Source organism: Nostoc sp. DedQUE02, assembly GCF_034531035.1.
Lineage (GTDB): Bacteria > Cyanobacteriota > Cyanobacteriia > Cyanobacteriales > Nostocaceae > Nostoc.
In genome coordinates this window covers 1-19,095 of the sequence record NZ_JAVRBY020000046.1, presented here as the reverse complement: position 1 = coordinate 19,095, position 19,095 = coordinate 1, and the positions used below count along the sequence as shown (strand labels likewise).

Sequence of the window (19,095 nt, the reverse complement as noted above, 5' to 3'; positions counted from 1 at the left end):
CTAAGATTTGTCACCCATCGCATATTAGCCTAACGTGCTTTTAACTACATGGTTTTTTTTCCAAGAGTTACCAAGCCGATAAGCAGTGTTTCCTATTCTACTTGCCAAGTTCTAGAATGCAACCCTACATAGACTGATTTACAGCAATTTTCAAGTATTTATACCACGAATGAGATGGGATCGGGGAGTAGTATAGTTTAATTACTTGAAACCTGTAATCGCAGGTGTTCGCCCAATGGCAACTAATGCTTGATAAACCATTGCTGCAACTTCGGCGCGTGTTGCCAGACGTGAAGGTGCAAGCACTTTTGGATCTGGATAGTTGACAACTATTTGCTGTTGTGTAGCAGTAGCAACAGCTTTTCGGGCATAGTCGGGAATGGTATGACGATCGCTATATACTTCTAAAACATTGCTATTAACAGTTGGTAGTCCCAGCCCGTTGACTAGGGAGACAATCACCTGTAATCGTTGCACATTTTGATCGGGGCGGAAAGTGCGATCGCTAAATCCGCCAACGAAGCCACCGCTAGCCGCGATTTGGATAGCGCTATAAGCCCAAAAATCCTTGGGTACATCCGTAAAATCAGATGCCGGAATTTTAGGAAATGGCTTAAAAGCGATCGCCACCAGAGATGCATATTGGGCGCGAGTCATGGGTTTATCTGGCTGGTAGCTGCCATCAGCAAAAGTATGAGTTAAATCCATGCTTGCTAATGCCTGAATAAATGGTTCTCCCCAATGTCCATTTAGTTGGGGAGACACAAGGAGTTTTTCAGATGGCGATGCTGTCGGTTTCTCTGAATAAGTGGTGCTAACTGCTACTCCATTGCTTGGGATCAATTCGACCAAACCCTTGACTAAAGAAGGATTTAATTGATTACCTACGGAAATCAGTTTTTGTGTAGTGGCATTATATAAATCAAATTCATGATGATCGCGAAAAATATTATCAGCAGGATCTTGGATATTACCTAAATCGGGAACTGCATTACCATTGACTAATAGACCACCTTGGGTATTTTTAGTCATAAGATTTTGACGCAGCACAGGTTGAGCGTTGCGAGAAAGTGCGATCGCTGTGCGATTTTCTGATAATTTATTATTGGCGATCGTCGGAGCGGCAAAATCACTAATTGCTATGCCTAACGAGTTTCTTTGAAATACATTCCGCAGTACTTCTCCCTGGCTATGACCTGCCATCACTAATCCGCTAGCAGTATTTTGCACAAATATGTTATCTAAAATTGCGGGCCTGGCAGTACCAGTGGTAAAGACACCTTCCCGTCCACAGTCACTCAAAGTATTATTAGCTAGAGTCGGTGCAGCCGATTCAATCCAGATACCAGTACCTTTGGTTGAGGCGTTGGTGACAGTTACACCTAAAAGACTGGCATTATCTAGTAAGAGCAGCGTGATATTTTGCATACCAAAGCTGGGGCTTTGATACTCGCCACTCCCAGAAATTACAATTCCTGCACCTTTGTTCGCTTCGTTACCTACCACTGTCGCCCTTCCAGTAACGATCAGTGGGAACACCTCACCACTGGCGGCGCTGTAAGTCCCCGATTCCAGATGAATTATCGTCGGGATTTTGGTTAAGTTTAAGGCACGGGTGAGGCTTTTAAACGGACTCAACCGTGAACCAGTATTGGTATCATTCCCTGTCAAAGGGTTGACATAGAGTGTAACAACGAGGGTAGAGTTCACCATTGATAGTTGAGAGTCAATTGTTTTAATTATGACAATCTTAAAGAATAATTTTAGGACAGAGGTTTTCTAGTTAGTGAAACCTAATAAGTAGATATCCAATCTTCCTAGTCCCTAATCTTCTCTGTTTGACTCGATTTTCCGCTTCACCTCATCCGGTTGGCTTTCAACCAGGGGAATAATCAGGAATTTTGCGGAGATTGAGAGTTAATCAACAGAAAGTAGTATACTTTTCTGGGTTGCCTAAAGCTATCAAAAATTTTCGCTTAAAAACAAAGAATTTTGGGGTTGCTCTAATGCTAAGTCCTGTGTTAACGGTCACTATCTTTCAAAAACAACCCGATCCTAAAGTATTCTCAGCAGGTCAAGTCATCTTTGAAGAAGGACAGTCTGGTGATGAAATGTACGCCATTCTGGAAGGAGAAGTAGATATATTAGTCAATGGCAAGATTGTAGAAACCATTGCAACAGGCGAAGTTTTTGGTGCCGGAGTACTTGTAGGAGTAAAAAATAGAACTTACACAGCTATTGCTAAAATTGATACCAAGTTGGGTTTCCTTGATGAAGAAGGGTTTCTGTTTGCCGTTCAGGAAACACCCATGTTTGCCCTACAGGTGATGAAAAGTTACTCAGAACGTCTGAGTCGCTTGCAGCACCTGCTGTAAAGGAGGCAGGAAGCAGAGGTGCAATGAACATGTGCCTTTGATTGCAGGACTATGCAGGAAGGGTGTGGTAGATAAAGGAAAGTACAGTATTGCCTCTGCTTTTTGCCCTCAGCATAGCTGCCTTTTTTGGTGAAAGATACAGAATTTACCGGAGGTAGCAATGGCGCGTAAACGGTTGATTATTGAGATGGGGATGGGAATAGATCAGCATGGGCAAGAACCAACAGTAGCAGCATCTAGGGCTGTACGTAATGCGATCGCTCACAATGCTTTACCTGGTGTTTGGGAAGTTGCAGGTTTAAGTCACCCCAATGAAATGATTATAGAAGTTCAGGTAGCAGTGCCATATCCAGAACAAGTTAGGGAAGAAGAAGTACTAGCCGTACTACCATTTGGTCGAAAAACTCTGATCGTAGAATCTGGGGGAATGATAGTTCAAGGGCGGGCGATTCCTGAACTCAACGATAAAAATGATGAAATGTTGATCGCGATCGCAGCTGTTACAGTTCTGGTTGAAAATGAGTAATTAAGGCTTCTGTCAGGCAAGATTAACGGCTTGATACTAACCTGAGTCCCAGTACACCTGCCAAAATTAAGCCAATGCAAATAAAACGCTTTACAGAAGCAGGTTCACCAAATAAAAATACCCCTAATAAAGCCGTACCTATTGCCCCTATCCCAGTCCAAACGGCGTAAGCAGTACCTACTGGTAATGTGCGTAGTGCGATCGATAAAAAGAAAAAACTCAATATCATACAAACAACTGTGGGAATACTGAAAATCAGCTTAGTAAAGCCTTGTGAATATTTCAGACCAATTGCCCATGCAATCTCTAACAATCCCGCAACCAACAAATACACCCACGCCATTATTTATTCTCCTAAGTAGAAGGACTAAATTAAACCTAACTCGATCTGGCCGGGTTTCGACTGCGCGGAAGTTGAATCTCGACTTCGCTCGATTACCGCGTAGCGATGCACTGAGCGTAGTCGAAGTGTCGAAACTCAACCCTCAAGGAATAACCTTACCGAGCATTGAGCGTTCGCGTAGCGTCTCCCCTTGGGAGAAGTCGAAATGCGTCTTCTAAATAATTGTGTCCACCTACTTAGCTTTTATTTTCTTCACAATTCTTTCTTAATATTAGAAATAAAGAAATTTTGAATTATATTCCGGATCAGGCTGATGCAAGGAGTGTATGTATAAAAAAGAGAACTACATTCCCAGATGATTAACCAAATTACCGCTTTAGAATCCTGTTGGCATATTTCTCTTGGGTGGAGTAAGAATATGCATCCACTAGCAGTGAGAATGTTTGAAAAAGTATTGTTGCCAATCTCAGACTTGTCGGGCTACTGCTGTGGTGTTGAGTGGTCGGGACAGGAATGGATTTATGCAATTGTTTGTCAGAATCAAACTTTCTACTTAGCTGAACAAGAATTTCATCCAACAAATATACTAGAAAAATCCACTGTTTCTACTCCAGCTTTTGAATTGGGGGACATAGTTGAGGTTGATTTCGGTGAACAGCCGACACGCCGTATTATTCAAGGAATTTTTAGTCTCAAAAATAATTGGCTTTATGGGGTAGAGTGGCGTTCCCCAATTTTAGAAGAAGTGTCAGCCCAAAGCAGAACAATATGGCTTGCTGATGTTGATTTAGTCAATGTTGGTGTCTAACTATAGGAATCCGGTTTGATTATTGAAATTACTTGCGTAGATAGGCAAGAGGCAACAGGCAACAGGCAATAGGCAATAGGCAAGAGGCATTGAGTCTCAAGCTCTAAAATACCAATTAGACAGCCAGGGCTTATAGCCGTAATTTTTCACACCTCACTTTGAAACCTTGCTCCTTCCTGGAGTCTGGAGACTAGTAATTAGCGGTGCGAGTCTAGAAGCCATAACCTCTATACTATATTTTTCTACACATCTTTGTCTGGCTTTAATACCTCGCTGATTTGCTGACTCTAAATTCTCAAATATCAATCGAATTTGTTTAACAATTTGTTCAGGACAAGAAGGCTCAACTAAATAACCAGTATCACCTAAAATTTCGGGAATATCTCCAACACGTGTTGATAATACAGGTTTAGCCATTGCCATTCCATCAGTCAATTTCAAAGGAAATTGAGCGCGAGTTTCTGGAGTATCTCGCTGGGGAACGACAACAATGTGAGCAGCAGCAACAAGATCCGGCATGGCATCAACTGGATACTTTGGTAGTTTGATAATCCAGCGTCCCCAACGTTGTTGAAGTTGTTGATCGTAATCATCATAAGGACTGCCACCAATAATTACTAATTTTAAATCTGGCTGATTAATTTTATCTAGGGCTATGAGAATATCTTCTAAACCTTTATAGGGTCTAGGTGCGCCAGGAAACATTAAAATTCGGTATTCAGATAAACCATAGCGACTTCTACTAAAATCAGGATTACATCGAGCCGGATTAAATAAGGAGGTATCCTTGCCATTAGGAACCAACATACCACCAAAACGCTGCTGCAAAAATTTAGTATGCACTGTCACAGCATCGGCATGATTTACCAAACCTTCCATCCATTTAACGTACAAAGGATGATATGGCCTCCTAAGTGCGCCGTCTGATTTCAATAAATCCCTAGCTAATTGTTTCAATGTCGGACAATAACGCCAGTTGTCACCACCATGCCAGCTAAGTTCCCAATCATCTATGTCTAAAATCACTGGTTTTCTGCTGTATAAGCTCTTTAACAGTGCTACTCCAAAACTCGCTATTTGTGGTTTAATAGCATAAATTATATCTCCATCAATATGTTTTAAAACTTTATTGGCGGCTTGAAAAAATTTCGGGTAATTTGCACCTTCTATAGCAAAAACTTTCGTATCAGATGGAATGGCAGCATAGAGATTTTTGTTAAATATAAATCCTAATATCTCTGCTTCATAACCCAAGTTTTCTAATGCTGATTTTAACAAAGATGCTCGAATGAAACCATCATTAGTAGATAAATTCCATACAAGCAGCGATATCTTTAGTTTAGTTTTCATTTTAATAAGACTTGATAGTTATAATTTGATAAAAATTTGCTAAATTAAAAAACATACATTAATTATTGCCAAAGTTCCAGTGTTTAAACGATAAATTTATACCTTAAAATACTTTTTTGTATAGATGTTTACTTCACATAAAAACTATTTTGATCATAACCTAATGGGTTTTAGAGAGAACATTTTTAAAATCAAAAGCTAATCAAGCTGGTTCTGATCCTCGAAAAGCAATCCTCACCCACACAAACTTGATAGTAAAATGTTTTGGATTCACTGATAGCTTACTATATTTTAATATATCCTATCTCGTGGAGAGCCAAATAATGACTATGGATATACAATAACTCATCAAAATTTTATTACCCCGGTGGGATGCTTAAAAAAAATCTTAGTGTTTAAATTTCATTGCTTTAATTGTACTAAATACTTTTTGAATCTCTCAGTAAATCAATCTCTTTGCTGTATTTGCGATGAAATTTTAGTAATTCTAAATAAGCAAATGGTACTATTAATGGCCAAAAAATAGTGATTAAGGCTAAAATCATTTTAGACGAAAAGCGCTGTTCTCGACTCATTTCTCTATCATTAATAAAGAAAAATAACCATTGGTTTAACAAACACCATGCAAATGATAGATAAAGCGTGATGCTAACAAAATACACAAGTAAATATAACATTAATCCTCTGATACTAATAATAAAATTCTAGCTAGTTTCAGAAACTTTGATGTTTTTGCAAATAAAGTAATTGTCGATTAGCTAAATAATACGGCAAAGATGAGGGTAAGTAAATATGAATTATTGAGTCTGGCAAAACCTTAATATTCAATTCCTTGAAATCTATTGTTTTGTCGTTTCTTAATTTGTTGGAATTTTATAGGAAAAATAATTTAAGGGTTTGAAACTAAAATTTAATAAAAATATATATGACGCTTTAAAATTTACAGAATGCCAGGTGCGATCGCAATGGATAATCTTTTGATGAACTTGTCAATTTTTTAGTAAGCGAGTCGGCATAATAAAAGCAAACTGGTAAAGAAAAGTAAACAAGGCTCAAACTCTCTTTTCCCCTGCCTTATCCCAACGATAATTATTTACGTTGGTCTACTTAGTGCTGGGCTTCGTTGGGTTGCGCTTTGTTAAGCCAACAAAGTAATTTTTCACAAAGCCCAGCGTATTGGGTTAAGTCTAGCCAGGTGTAAACATTACATCTAAACTTTCTAGTTAATTTTACTGAACTCATTTTTATTTTTGAGTAGTAAATACATTAACTGCACAGAGTCATTAGTTAAACTTCACGCCACTTGCTCTAAAGGACTAATAATATCATGTCCGCTAAATTACCCATAATAAAAGAACCCCTCCCTGCTCTTCGGGAGGGGAGACAAAGCACAGCTTTGGCGGGGTGGGGTTCTTCGGGTTTAATAAGCAATCAGACGGACATGATATAACTAATCAATTCATAAGTTTATTACAACAATTGTTGCAATGATTTAAACGTTTCTTATACATGGAGGATCATTTGTTGCAAAGTATTAAACGTTTGCAGCAATTGATTATATCTTTGCAAGAAATGCTTAAGCGTTTCTTATACATGGAGGATCATTTGTTGCAAAGTATTAAGCGTTTGCAGCAATTGATTATATCTTTGCAAGAAATGCTTAAGCATTTCTTATACATGGAAAAGCATTTGTTGCAAACGTTTAAATTTTGATGGCTAGTGTTTGAATTTGAGCAATGACTATTTGGTTGAACTGGCGTAGATTTAGGAGGATCTGAAGTTTTGATACATTAGCCAGCACTTTTAAAGCATCCTCTAAGCTCGACTTTATCCAAAATTAAGAACTTGGTTGTCTTTATCCGGCAAAAACCCTAGCTTTTTAGCAAAGACTTCTTCCACGTGACTCATTATCGGTGAAATCGAAAAAGTAACTGTCGTTTTTCTTATCCCGAACTCAGGTTAATTAAGAGTCGGTTGAGACTGCGATCGCTTTGTCAACGCCCGCCGTAAGATACCCAAATGACTGTAGGGCAAACGCTTTTAAAAGGTTTTTAATTCCCAGTCAGTGGTTGTTAAATTAATGCGTAACCATTTCCTCAAAGAGGGATAAGTAACGATGTGCTTGTAGTTCGAGCGGAAATTCTTGTTCGGCTTTCTCACGTGCGCTCGCGCGAAGTTTTTGATGCCGCTCTTTGTCTTCTATTACCCAGACAATACCATTTGCTAAGTCATCGCAACTAAAACATTGCGCTCGATATCCATTTTTTTGATGTTCAACAATATCTTTGAGTCCCGTTGAATCAAAAGAAACCACAGGTGTACCGCAGGACAGGGATTCAGAAGCAGTCAGTCCATAAGCTTCTTCAATTGATGGCACAATCATCACATCCGCAGATGCATACAGAAGCGCTAATTTATTCTCATCATCGATTTTGCCTAAATAGTGTACTTTAAAACCTAAATCAACTGCCTTTTGAGGTTGAGATGAACCAAAAACAATCAGTTCAATCTTATCTTTCCACTCAGACTCGCTAAGTTTTTGCAACGCTGATTGCAATAGTTCAAATCCTTTTCTGGGATTGCTAGTTCCATTAATTGCTCCGAATAGAATTAGTTGCTTATTTTGCGGGAGGCTCAGTAAGTTTCTGGCTATTTCACTATTTGTTGGTTTATAAATGTTGATGTCTAACCCATAGGGAATAACTCTGATGTCACTATTTGAAAATAGTGAACTGGATTTAGCACATTCAGCAAGCCAATTACTAGGAGTGACAATAGTAAGCTTGAGATTTTGCCATGCTTTAATTTTACGCTGCCAAACCCAGCGAGATAAATCCCAGCTTTGCTTGCTACCAAGTTGAGGGCAATTTCCACAAGATTTTGTATAGCGATCGCACCCCAGAGAATAGCAGCATCCACCTGTAAATGCCCACATATCATGAAATGTCCAAACAATAGGCTTATTAAATTTTGCCAGTGCTTCAATTGGTATAAATCCGTCACATATCCAATTCAGGTTAATAATATCTGGCTCAAGCCCAGCAATTTGCGACGCAACTGTATTAGGCAGCCATTGCAGCCGGAAAAATGTAGGGTTACGTTGCCTATTTCTATAAATTTCTAGTGGTAAATCATTTAAAAGCGGACGAGCTTTCCAGATTCCCTCGGCTAACTTATTGGGAGAACTGATCACAGTAGAGTCAGCTATTCTTTTATCTTGAATTAGCATCTGAGAATCAATTTCTAACCTCAGTAGTTCCTGATGTAGCCGATAAGCAGCACGAGCAGCTCCTGCTCCTCCCTTGGGATCGTAAGTGTTAACCAATAGAGGTTTAATCATTCTTGATTTAACTGTTTATTAACTAATAGAAAATTTAAAGCTACCTAAGCATGATCGGTAGCTGGTTAAATATTAGTACAAATCATCTTCCAATTTGATCAAATTATTGATTTGCACCAATTAATGATGCAGTTCAACTCTCGGAAATATATCGCAGTCTATCGGCTCACCAGGTTTTTTGGCTTTAAATGAATTCAATTCTGGTAAATCAATTTCTTCAATCGGTCTGAAAGGCCATGCTTTCGGGCGGTGATAGTAAGTAACATCATCGCCAGTCCAATTCGTGACTACCGCACGTCGTTGTGTAGAAGATATGTTTGTTGCTGAATGATGAATTGTCAGAAAATGATGAACTAAGCAATCTCCAGGCTCCATATCCCAAGATAAAATTTCGTCAGGCTTTGGCTCCACAAACCACAAGGGGTCTGATCCCTCACGTAATTCTTTGCCCCATCGATGAGAGCCTTTGATATACTCTAATCGACCATTTTCTTGGTTGACATTATCTAAAGCCAGCCAAATTTTGCAACACTGCCAGCCTTGTATAGGCCAGTAAGGTAGGTCATTATGCCACCCAACACGGCTTTTTGTTTTTGGTTTTTTAACGAAGAAGCCGTCAGTCAAAAAGTTCAGTTTTTCCGATTTCAAGACTTGAGCGGCAATCGTTGCTAGCGGAGATTCAAAAGCCAAAGCACGAAAATCAGCATCAGTGAGCCATAAGCTACTGCTATGTTCCACATGACCTTCTGATTTGGGAATGCCCTTAACTTCTAAAGGGCCAGGGATTAATAAATTATTGTCAACGGCTGTTCGCATCCGTTCTACCCAGATGTCATCCAAAACATTTTTGACGCAGATAACACCGTCTTGCTGAAAAGCTTCAACTTGTTGGGTGGTAATTTTTGATGTGTCTACCTTAAGCATTACGAAAAAATGAATAAAGTCAGATTTATGTAATCACAGATTTCTGTAATTTGCTTTCCTGACATTAACTTGGTCGCTATATTATGAATCTTTTTCACTGTAGAGTAAACATGTAAGTTAGCAGTTCTTCCTATAGGTGGATAAATCTCCAGATTGAGTACAACATTCTTTGTTCATAGCCGTAACCAAGAAATTTCATCCTAACTACCCAAATCTTTTTTAACAATGAGTGGCACAAGTGAAGCTAATCGTAATACACCAGATACAATAAATACTTCTGCTATGCCAAAAGACCCAGCAAATTGAGCGATGAAGCCACCGATAGTTGCTCCTAAAGCACCACTTGCTCCAGCGACAGCAGCAGCTGTCGCAAAATAGATAGACTGATTTTTTACAGGTGCAATCTCTATCTGAAGATTGTTGTTACACAAGTCAACTCCTCCCCAATTAGCCCCAATGAAAATGTGTAACAGTGGCAACCACAGCCAAAGATCGAGAGGACTAGAACCCATCTTCAGCCACAGCCAGGGTATGACTGCAATTAGAATTCCATTAAAAATTAGAATCGGACGATTGCCTATTTTATCTGCTAATCTACCCCACACAATGAGCATTAGCATGTGTGCCCCTGCTCGCAGGCTGTTGTAGAAAGTTACCCAACTCACATCCAGGTTCAGCGTATCTAGTAAGTAGAGGTTAAAAAACGGGGCACTCAAGTTAACAGCAAACGTCCATGAGCCATAATAAAGCAGAAACACCAAAAAATTAGAGTTTTTCCAAATGCTGCTATCTATCTGGTTTTGGGGAGCTGGCATTTGTGGCAGAGAGATTGCTTCAGATGTCTCAGCAGATTCATTTGATGCCGAGTCTGACTGAATCTCGCTTGTTTGAGATGAATTAACATAATAAGTATTTTGTAACTGAGGATTTATATCTACCTGGAAATATTGACACCCCAAGCTTACAATTCCAAAGATAATGCCTAAGAGCAAAATCACCCCATAACCTTGGATAGTTCCTCCGTACCAATGTGATACAATTAGACCGCCTATTGGCAAGCCAATCAACTCGGTTAAGTTAGCAACACTATTGCGTAGCCCGAAATATCTACCTCGCAATCGTCGTGGCACTAACATTGCTATCCAACTGAACCACGATGCAATTCCTAATCCTCCTAAAAAATGGCTGCATACGAGAATCAAAAGCGACAATATCACTAATTGGTTGGAATTCAGCCCTCCCATACCAAAACTAACAATGCCAATTACCAAAATCAGCCACAGTAGCCGACCAATCCCATGAGTGCGGAGGGCATATTGAAAGCGGCTAGTGCTGCGTTCAGATAAGTAAGCACCCATCGGCTGAAAAAGATTCACCAACATGGGAATAGAACTTACCATGCCAAATACCACCGGACTAGCATCCAATTCCACCAAAAAATTACCTAGCAAAATTCCGCCAGTGGCAATAGAGAAAATTGCTGCAAAAACACCATCGACAGTAGAAGCCGTCAAACTCCTGCGAATACCATCTTTAGAAATAGCAGGGCTGAGTGTTGAGGTAGGAGCGAGTGTTGTTGATGGTGAGGCAATCTGAGCAATTTCTTGAGCAATTTCTATAGAAAGAGGTGCACCTGTTTCAAGCTGAGAAGAATCCATAAATCTAGTATTTAAGAAAGAAAATAAACTTATAGCAGGAGGCAGAGGGCAGGTGGTCACTGAATCTCGACTTCGCTCGATTTCCGCGTAGTCGAAGTGAGGCAGGAGGTAAAACTATTGCTAGCTCTAGCATTCACCCTTTCCAAATGTCCTAACTTATGTGACTACGGCTATATTTGACCAGCAAGCATATTACAAAAATAACTGATTCATAAGCTAAGAAACTTCCAAACAAAAAAATATTCAACTACTTCTTATGGGGGAGCAACGCGAAAATGTGAGATCATCGCTTTTTGAAGCAGGGGGAGCAGGGGGAGCAGGGGGAGCAGGGGGAGCAGGGGGAGTGAAGAGAGAATTTAGTAACATACGCTACTATAAACACTTCAAAATATACTTAATTTATTTCTCCTCCCCTGCCTCCCCTGCCTCAAGAGCTTGCCCACTTCACTCTCATCGCATTGCTCCCTCTTATGGGGTGGGCGACACAAAGCCACTCAATGCTCTATGAAAATCATTGCTATTTCTGGAAGTCTCAGACCCAGTTCTACGAATACTGCCTTGCTTTATGCTGTAGCAAAACTTGCCCCTAAAGATTTGGATTTGACCATTTACAAAGGGTTAGCTGATCTGCCACACTTTACCCCTGAACTTGATGGTGATACTTTGCCCAGAGCAGTCAGAGATTGGCGCGTGCTGCTTGAAAAATCTGATGGAGTGCTGATCAGTACACCAGAGTATGCTTACGGAATGCCAGGTGTTCTGAAAAACGCACTGGATTGGATCGTTTCATCTGGTGAGTTAGTAGACAAGCCAGTAGCTACTATTAGTGCATCTCCTTCGGAATTGGGAGGTTCAAGAGCTCATGCTTCACTAATACTAACGCTGACTGCCTTAGCTGCGAATCTTGTTGAAGGTGGATCAGTAACTATCCCGTTTATTGGTAAAAAACTAAACGCCAATGGGGAAATTACAGACCTGAACACGTTGCAGTCGCTCAAATTTCTCCTTGATGCGCTTGTGCGAGGAATTATAGAGAACCGAAAATAACAGAAGCTTGTACTCTATAAATAGACTGTTGAAGCTGCTATTAAAGAAAGTGCAATCACATGGCTTCGTCTGATAAATTTCTGTGCCATCGGAGCGTGCGCTCTTTCGATATGCTCCAAGGTGTAGTTATTTCTATCCTATTGCACTCTATTTTATTAATAGGGAGCAAATATTGGCATAGAGCTTTGATGCGTGAGCCAAAGCAACAAATTAGCCAAGAGATTCCAATCGAGGTAGTTGAAGTTCCTCCTAATAAAACAGAAATACCTCCTCAAACCTTATTCCGGGCTAACAAAAATTCTATTGCTGGTGGTAAAGCTTTGCCAGAAAGACCTGTTTTGGCGGTGAAGTCAGGGAATCCCGCAGGACATAAAGCCTATAACGAGCGCTCTTTTGACTTAACAGCCTCATCTCCAACAGAAGTATTTCAGACAGGACGGCAGCAACAGAAAACAGAATCACCAAATCTATCTCGTGAACAACCGCAATTCAAACCTCGAAAACCAGCATTAGCACCTACAAGCGAGGCACAAGCACTTAACTCTCAGAAAGTTGCAGTAGCACCAGTGACTACACCACTGCCAGTTCCACTGAGAAAAACAGCGCCCAAGCCAAAACAAATACTTTCAGCACCTGCAAGTGAGGCACAAGCACTTAACTCTCAGAAAGTTGCAGTCGCACCAGTGACTACACCACTGCCAGTTCCACTGAGAAAAACAGCGCCCAAGCCAAAACAAATACCTTCAGCACCTGCAAGTGAGGCACAAGCACTTAACTCTCAGAAAGTTGCAGTAGCACCAATGACTACACCACTGCCAGTTCCACTGAGAAAAACAGCGCCTTTGACAAAACCTTTAGTACTCAACCCAAAGCAAATAGCGCCAGCACGTACAAACACAGTACAAGTACCTAATTCTAAAAAAATTGCAGTAGCACCAATGGCTACACCATTACCAGCACCACTGGAAAATAAAAGAGCTACGACATTACCAGTACCCAGCAATCCTAAGAAGTTAGGGCAGTCGAGAACTAGATTAAATGGGCAAACACCAACCCAAGCTCAGTCATCTCCAAAAACAGGTGCAGCAAGTTTGTTGGCTGGTACTGTGGGCGTATCTAGTCAGAATTATCGCGGCGATCAACTGGCAGCTGTGCCTAATTCTAACCGCGATCGCCAAGGAACTTTTGGTATTGATGCCCGCAGTCAAGATATAGACCTCACCTCTTACTTAAACAAGCTAAAGCAACGCGTTCGGCAGCAGTGGCTACCAGGAATGAGCCAATCTAACCGGCGAACGGTGCTTAACTTTACTATTAGCCGTTCAGGTCAAGTTAGCAATCTCAATGTTGTACAAACCTCTGGATTCAGTGTAACTGATGAAGTAGCACTCAATGCTATACAGCGAGCTGCACCTTTTGCACCTTTACCCACAGGATATCCCAAGAACCACATTGATATCGAATTTACGTTTGATATCAATGTTTATGGCGAACTAAACTTATGGAGGGATGGTGGCTAACCGCTTGGATTGATACCAAGTTGCGTTCAAAACTAATATTTTTGAACGCAACTTGGTATAAGCTGATGGTTGTAGGGATGAGACGGAAACTTAGAATTTGGTACAGTTTTTCTAGTAGAGTTTTTTCAACATCAACAAGAACTTTGCAATAAACTTTTCTCTGTTAATCATGACAGGACTTACGCAAAAATTGCTAAAAAGCTTAATTATCTAGAACCGCCTTTCCTTCTCTACGAGAGGCTGCGCCAATAGAACGCTGCACGTTCGCGTAGGTCTCGTAGAGAAGAATTCGTAGAGTGTGCATAAGTCCTAAACGACTCATTAATAACTTTGACTACTTTCACTAGTTTTTCAATTGTTCCAGATAAACAGCAACCAATATCATAATGCTGTTACATCTTTGTTAAGAATAGTTACAAGTTCTTAATACAAGGAAATATTGATTATGGCAGTCTCACTAGAAAAGAATGCACCACATCAGGTTGTTATCGTTGGTGGTGGTTTTGGTGGATTGTATGCAGCAAAAGCTTTGAATGCAGCGAATGTAAATGTTACTCTCATTGATAAACGTAACTTTCACCTATTTCAGCCGCTTTTATATCAAGTTGCCACAGGTACGCTATCACCCTCTGATATTTCTGCACCATTGCGATCTGTATTTAAGAAAAGCAAGAATACAAAGGTGTTGTTGGGAGAAGTAAGTGATATTGATCCAAAAGCGCAACAAGTTATTTTGGGTGATGAAGTAGTACCTTATGATACATTAATTGTTGCCACAGGTGCTAACCATTCCTATTTTGGTAAAGATCACTGGGAAAAAGTTGCTCCTGGTTTGAAAACTGTGGAAGATGCGATAGAAATGCGTCGCCGGATATTTGGCGCATTTGAAGCAGCAGAAAAAGAAACTGATCCTGAAAAACGCCGGGCTTGGTTGAGTTTTGTGATTGTGGGGGGTGGCCCGACTGGTGTAGAATTAGCAGGTGCGATCGCAGAGTTGGCATACAAAACTCTCAAAGAAGATTTCCGCAGCATCGACACTTCAGAAACGAAAATTTTACTATTACAAGGGGGCCCTCGCATCCTCCCGCACATGGTGCCAGAATTATCCGCATCAGCAGCAGTATCTTTGCAAAAGTTGGGTGTAGAACTCCACACTCACACCAGGGTGACAAATATTGAAGGTGACATTGTTACTTTCAAGCAAGACAATGAATTTACAGAAATTGCCTCAAAAACTATATTGTGGGCAGCAGGTGTCCAAGGTTCCCCAATGGGGAAAGTCTTAAAAGAAAGTACAGGTGTAGAGTGCGATTACTCTGGGCGTGTAATTGTAGAACCTGACTTGTCTATCGAGGGTTATGCCAACATTTTCGTAATTGGAGATTTAGCTAACTTTTCCCACCAAGATAGTAAAGTCTTACCTGGTGTTGCACCCGTAGCTAAACAACAAGGAGAGTATGTAGGTAAACTAATTCAACGACGGCTTCAAGGTAAAACTTTGCCACAATTTCATTACAACGATGTAGGTAGTTTGGCAATGATTGGGCAAAATTTAGCTGTTGTAGATTTAAGCTTAATCAAACTCACAGGTTTCATTGCTTGGGCATTTTGGCTATTAGTTCACATCTACTTCTTAATCGAGTTTGACACTAAATTACTAGTAGTATTTCAATGGGCGTGGAATTATATCACTCGTAATCGTCGCTCTAGATTGATTACAGGCCGGGAAGCTTTTGTAGAACCAAAAACTGTTAACACTAGAGTGCAACAGCCTTCTGGGACACCTCTGTAGGGCGTTGCAGAACAGAGGGATGAATTTAGGCAGGCAGGGGAGGCAGGGGGTGCTGGCGTTGCAGGGGGGGAGATTTTATAACTTGCGAAATCATCCCGCAATTATGCAACGCCCTCTGTAGTAGATAAAACATTACCAGAGCCGGACGCATACATGGGATGCCGCACAACACTATCAACTCTCGTATCAATCACCGTTTGTTGTCGGTCTGCCCGACGTGTACACACAAGTCGGAAATGGTAGTCTATCAAGGAATAATTAACGAGTATATTCTCTCTCAGGACGGCGATCAATCGCGTCTGTGTAACGTGCCAATCTTTTAGACGCGATAAATCGCGTCTCTACATGAGGGGTTTCTGGTTTATCCCAAGCGTATTGGGGGAATTAAGGGGGGTAATTCGACTTATATGTACACCGTAGGATGCTTTGGGGAGGGGAGACGCGTAGCTTTGGCGGGGTGGGGTTCTTCGGGTTTAATAAGTAATCAAGCGGACATCATACATATAACAGGAGTTTTCTTTGTACAGCTAAGACTGAGCATTAAGTATGATACAGTACATAATTACTAACTATAACTAGAAAAAACTTATTTACTCCACTAAGACTACGATGACCAATAATTTATTCTCTTAAAAATTACCCTTTAATTCTTACTCTTTCTCATAACAAATTCGTATCAATTTTTATGTTGGAACAACAACCGGAAAATTTACAGTTTTTTGTTAAACAGTTAGCGACAGAAGCTTTAGAAAAATCAGAACCATCGTCATGGTTTGAAATTTTATATGATAAAGCCAAAGGGGACACAGCACAAATTCCTTGGGCTAAGTTAGCTCCTCATCCTTATCTCCAAGATTGGTTGACTAATCATGAACCATTTATTTCACAGCAAAAGGCATTAGTAATTGGTTGTGGTTTAGGAGATGATGCCGAAGCTTTAGCAAATCTGGGGTTTGAAGTAACCGCCTTTGATATTTCACCGACAGCGATCGCCTGGTGTCAGCAGCGATTTCCCGATTCGACTGTTAACTATGTAGTTGCAGATTTATTAGCAATTCCTTCACAATGGCATCAAGCCTTTGACTTTGTTTTTGAATGTCGCAATATTCAAGCTTTGCCCTTGAATGTGCGTTCTTCAGTTATTTCTTCAGTTACCTCTCTCATCGCTTTAGGTGGAACGCTGTTGCTGATTACTCGTGTTCGGGATACAGAAGTTGAACCCTCTGGCCCACCTTGGCCATTATCAAACTCAGAATTAGCACAGTTTGAAAATTTAGGATTATCCCAAATAGAGCAACTTGTGTTTTTAGAGTCTGCTGGGCAAATTGACGTTAAGCAGATGCGGATTGAATATCAAAGACATAATCCTCTTAGCAAATAGTAATTAATGCTCGACTTCTATTGCTGTTATTCAGATATAGGACTCGTATTTGATTGCGTGAAAACAATTTGGTATACCTTAATCTTCTGAAATCCTCTTGCAAGAGTGCCTATTGCCTATTACCTACTAAGCCAAGTGATTTCAGTAATCAAACCGGATTCCTATATCAACTAATTCGCGCTTTATAATCGAGTTTTCTGTATAGTTATTAACTATGAAATTATTAAAATACTCAATTAAGCTTGCTTCCTCTTGCGTTATCGCCTGTATTATCGCTTCTACGGCTGCGGTAATTGCTCAACCCAAACCTTCACAAACCAATTCAGTAATAAAATTAACACCGACTCAGTTAAAAATATTGCGATCGCTAGGTTTAAAAGTAGCATTACCAAGTTACGTACCGGCAAATTTTTATGCCGACACAGTATTAGTCTCGGCTGGGCGCGAAAATGTTGACGGCTTGCGTTACTTAGTTGTTTACCAAAATTTAAGTGCAAATCAATGCTTTGCGATTGAGTCAGCATCTGGTGGTATTGGCGATTTGCCTTCTGGATCGCGCAGTTACCCAATAAATTCTCCGATATTTGGAAAAAGCGTTTTAGAGCAGGGATTATATGGTAATGCCAAACAACCAACATTGCTATCGCAGTGGTTGGGAGAGCAAAATGGCCCCTTTTACAGATTTGTTGGTACAGGGGTAATACCAGAATTGTCTAATTGCAGTAACGTTACTCCTCAAGAAGCAGTCAAAGTTTCGCAATCAATTCGATACTTGAATTAGTTGCCCTATACTGTCTTAGGAGGAATGCCAGGAACTGGCGGAACGTTTCCATCCCCGTGAGGGGTAAAGGAATTAAAACACATTGTTGCGTATTACCTGAATGGCAGAAAAATCGATCGTTTCCATCCCCGTGAGGGGTAAAGGAATTAAAACTCGGTAGTCGCCAAGAAAGGCGAGTGGGGCTGGGTAAAGGTTTCCATCCCCGTGAGGGGTAAAGGAATTAAAACTCATTGAAAGCCAATGAAGAAGAAATGACACAAAGGTTTCCATCCCCGTGAGGGGTAAAGGAATTAAAACATTGCAAGGAAAACGTCCTGGCGTTATTTGATGCGATGTTTCCATCCCCGTGAGGGGAAAAGGAATTAAAACCTGTTCGTTATTTCAACTATTGTGCTCAGTATCGAGCTGAGGTTTCCATCCCCGTGAGGGGTAAAGGAATTAAAATCCTGTATTGATGACGATTCAGTACAAAAATACAGGAAAGTTTCCATCCCCGTGAGGGGTAAAGGAATTAAAACTATTTACAAAGATACGCTTTAAATGCAGCACCTACTGGTTTCCATCCCGTGAGGGGTAAAGGAATTAAAACCCGTCACGGCTTGATCATGAACCTGATTCACTCTAGCAGGTTTCCATCCCCGTGAGGGGTAAAGGAATTAAAACAACTGCAAAGAGGCAATGGATTTGGCGGTGAAATATTTTGGTTTCCATCCCCGTGAGGGGTAAAGGAATTAAAACCCTACCCATTTAGAAGCCTTATGCAGACAGGGTTACAGATACCCATTTTCGTGGTGGGTCTAATTTACCTGTCAAGAAGCTACATTTATTGAGAATTTAGTTATAGTAGACCCTTCTCAAAAGCTTACTCAGAAAGCTTTTCGCGGGGATCAACGAAATCATAAGAGTTTTGGCGATCGCCTCACCCCCGCGAAAAATTTACGTACACAAAGTAAAAACAAGTACTTTGAGATTCATTTGGAAACGTTAGATTAAGTTTTCAAGGTTCTGTCTGTTGTTTTAGATAGTATCACAAAGTAATAACAGCGATCGCAATCAAACGAAGAATTAGATACGGTTCCGAAATTCCTCGACAAGAGCAAACAATAGTCTTATGATGATTGAATCAGTTTGATGTTTGGCAAGTCAAAGCGGCGCTAAAACCTTGGGGGATCTGCCAAAATCGCCATAACCTTGACAAATCAATAATTACAGCATTTCAATAATTGGGAAAGTTGCAAATTACTTGCAAT

Annotated in this window: 16 protein-coding genes; 8 read left to right on the top strand and 8 right to left on the bottom strand. The window is 40.5% G+C overall.

Features of this window, described 5'->3' with window-relative positions; translation table 11 throughout:
• Window positions 1-201: 201 nt before the first annotated feature.
• On the bottom strand, window positions 202-1,713 hold the full coding sequence (locus RMX98_RS26435; protein ID WP_322676435.1) for a DUF1565 domain-containing protein: 1,512 nt from the start codon (window positions 1,711-1,713) through the stop codon (window positions 202-204).
• A 293-nt stretch (window positions 1,714-2,006) separates the two neighbouring features.
• Here RMX98_RS26435 and RMX98_RS26430 point away from each other — a divergent pair, with 293 nt between their 5' ends.
• Window positions 2,007-2,375 carry a cyclic nucleotide-binding domain-containing protein gene (locus RMX98_RS26430; RefSeq protein ID WP_322676436.1) on the top strand — a complete coding sequence of 123 codons (369 nt, stop codon included), beginning with the start codon at window positions 2,007-2,009 and terminating at the stop codon, window positions 2,373-2,375.
• Between the two features lie 160 nt (window positions 2,376-2,535).
• Window positions 2,536-2,901 carry a Lin0512 family protein gene (locus tag RMX98_RS26425; RefSeq protein WP_322676437.1) on the top strand — a complete coding sequence of 122 codons (366 nt, stop codon included), beginning with the start codon at window positions 2,536-2,538 and terminating at the stop codon, window positions 2,899-2,901.
• A 22-nt stretch (window positions 2,902-2,923) separates the two neighbouring features.
• Here the strand turns inward: RMX98_RS26425 and sugE are convergent, their stop codons facing one another.
• Window positions 2,924-3,244, bottom strand: coding sequence for a quaternary ammonium compound efflux SMR transporter SugE (gene sugE, locus RMX98_RS26420; RefSeq protein WP_322676438.1), 321 nt, complete (start codon window positions 3,242-3,244; stop codon window positions 2,924-2,926).
• Between the two features lie 355 nt (window positions 3,245-3,599).
• Between sugE and RMX98_RS26415 the strand changes: the two genes are divergently transcribed.
• Window positions 3,600-4,052 (top strand): DUF1392 family protein, encoded by a 453-nt coding sequence (locus tag RMX98_RS26415; RefSeq protein WP_322676439.1) that lies wholly within the window; start codon window positions 3,600-3,602, stop codon window positions 4,050-4,052.
• A 153-nt stretch (window positions 4,053-4,205) separates the two neighbouring features.
• Here the strand turns inward: RMX98_RS26415 and RMX98_RS26410 are convergent, their stop codons facing one another.
• The 4 genes from RMX98_RS26410 to RMX98_RS26395 all read right to left on the bottom strand — a co-directional run bounded on the left by RMX98_RS26410 (window position 4,206) and on the right by RMX98_RS26395 (window position 11,324).
• Window positions 4,206-5,402, bottom strand: a complete 1,197-nt coding sequence (locus RMX98_RS26410) for a glycosyltransferase family 4 protein (protein WP_322676440.1) — start codon at window positions 5,400-5,402, stop codon at window positions 4,206-4,208.
• A gap of 2,077 nt (window positions 5,403-7,479) precedes the next feature.
• Window positions 7,480-8,742: a glycosyltransferase family 4 protein gene (locus tag RMX98_RS26405; protein WP_322676441.1), complete on the bottom strand. Its 1,263-nt coding sequence runs from the start codon at window positions 8,740-8,742 to the stop codon at window positions 7,480-7,482.
• Window positions 8,743-8,862: 120 nt separating this feature from the next.
• The gene (locus RMX98_RS26400) at window positions 8,863-9,666 is read right to left on the bottom strand and encodes a phytanoyl-CoA dioxygenase family protein (protein WP_322676442.1); all 804 of its coding nucleotides are present in this window, start codon (window positions 9,664-9,666) and stop codon (window positions 8,863-8,865) included.
• 200 nt (window positions 9,667-9,866) lie between these two features.
• Window positions 9,867-11,324 (bottom strand): MFS transporter, encoded by a 1,458-nt coding sequence (locus RMX98_RS26395; RefSeq protein WP_322676443.1) that lies wholly within the window; start codon window positions 11,322-11,324, stop codon window positions 9,867-9,869.
• Between the two features lie 504 nt (window positions 11,325-11,828).
• On the opposite strand from RMX98_RS26395, the gene RMX98_RS26390 reads away from it, so the two are divergent.
• From RMX98_RS26390 to RMX98_RS26380, 3 genes are all read left to right on the top strand, one after another.
• On the top strand, window positions 11,829-12,371 hold the full coding sequence (locus RMX98_RS26390) for an NADPH-dependent FMN reductase (RefSeq protein WP_322676444.1): 543 nt from the start codon (window positions 11,829-11,831) through the stop codon (window positions 12,369-12,371).
• Between the two features lie 188 nt (window positions 12,372-12,559).
• Window positions 12,560-13,891, top strand: a complete 1,332-nt coding sequence (locus tag RMX98_RS26385) for a TonB family protein (RefSeq protein ID WP_409881537.1) — start codon at window positions 12,560-12,562, stop codon at window positions 13,889-13,891.
• A gap of 445 nt (window positions 13,892-14,336) precedes the next feature.
• Window positions 14,337-15,683: an NAD(P)/FAD-dependent oxidoreductase gene (locus RMX98_RS26380; protein WP_322676446.1), complete on the top strand. Its 1,347-nt coding sequence runs from the start codon at window positions 14,337-14,339 to the stop codon at window positions 15,681-15,683.
• Window positions 15,684-15,784: 101 nt separating this feature from the next.
• On the opposite strand, the gene RMX98_RS26375 is transcribed toward RMX98_RS26380, so the two are convergent.
• Window positions 15,785-15,910 carry a hypothetical protein gene (locus tag RMX98_RS26375; protein ID WP_322676447.1) on the bottom strand — a complete coding sequence of 42 codons (126 nt, stop codon included), beginning with the start codon at window positions 15,908-15,910 and terminating at the stop codon, window positions 15,785-15,787.
• 458 nt (window positions 15,911-16,368) lie between these two features.
• Between RMX98_RS26375 and RMX98_RS26370 the strand changes: the two genes are divergently transcribed.
• On the top strand, window positions 16,369-17,064 hold the full coding sequence (locus RMX98_RS26370) for a class I SAM-dependent methyltransferase (protein WP_322676448.1): 696 nt from the start codon (window positions 16,369-16,371) through the stop codon (window positions 17,062-17,064).
• 214 nt (window positions 17,065-17,278) lie between these two features.
• The gene (locus RMX98_RS26365; RefSeq protein ID WP_322676449.1) at window positions 17,279-17,845 is read left to right on the top strand and encodes a hypothetical protein; all 567 of its coding nucleotides are present in this window, start codon (window positions 17,279-17,281) and stop codon (window positions 17,843-17,845) included.
• Window positions 17,846-17,917: 72 nt separating this feature from the next.
• Here the strand turns inward: RMX98_RS26365 and RMX98_RS26360 are convergent, their stop codons facing one another.
• Window positions 17,918-18,187: a hypothetical protein gene (locus RMX98_RS26360; RefSeq protein WP_322676450.1), complete on the bottom strand. Its 270-nt coding sequence runs from the start codon at window positions 18,185-18,187 to the stop codon at window positions 17,918-17,920.
• Between the last annotated feature and the right edge of the window lie 908 nt (window positions 18,188-19,095).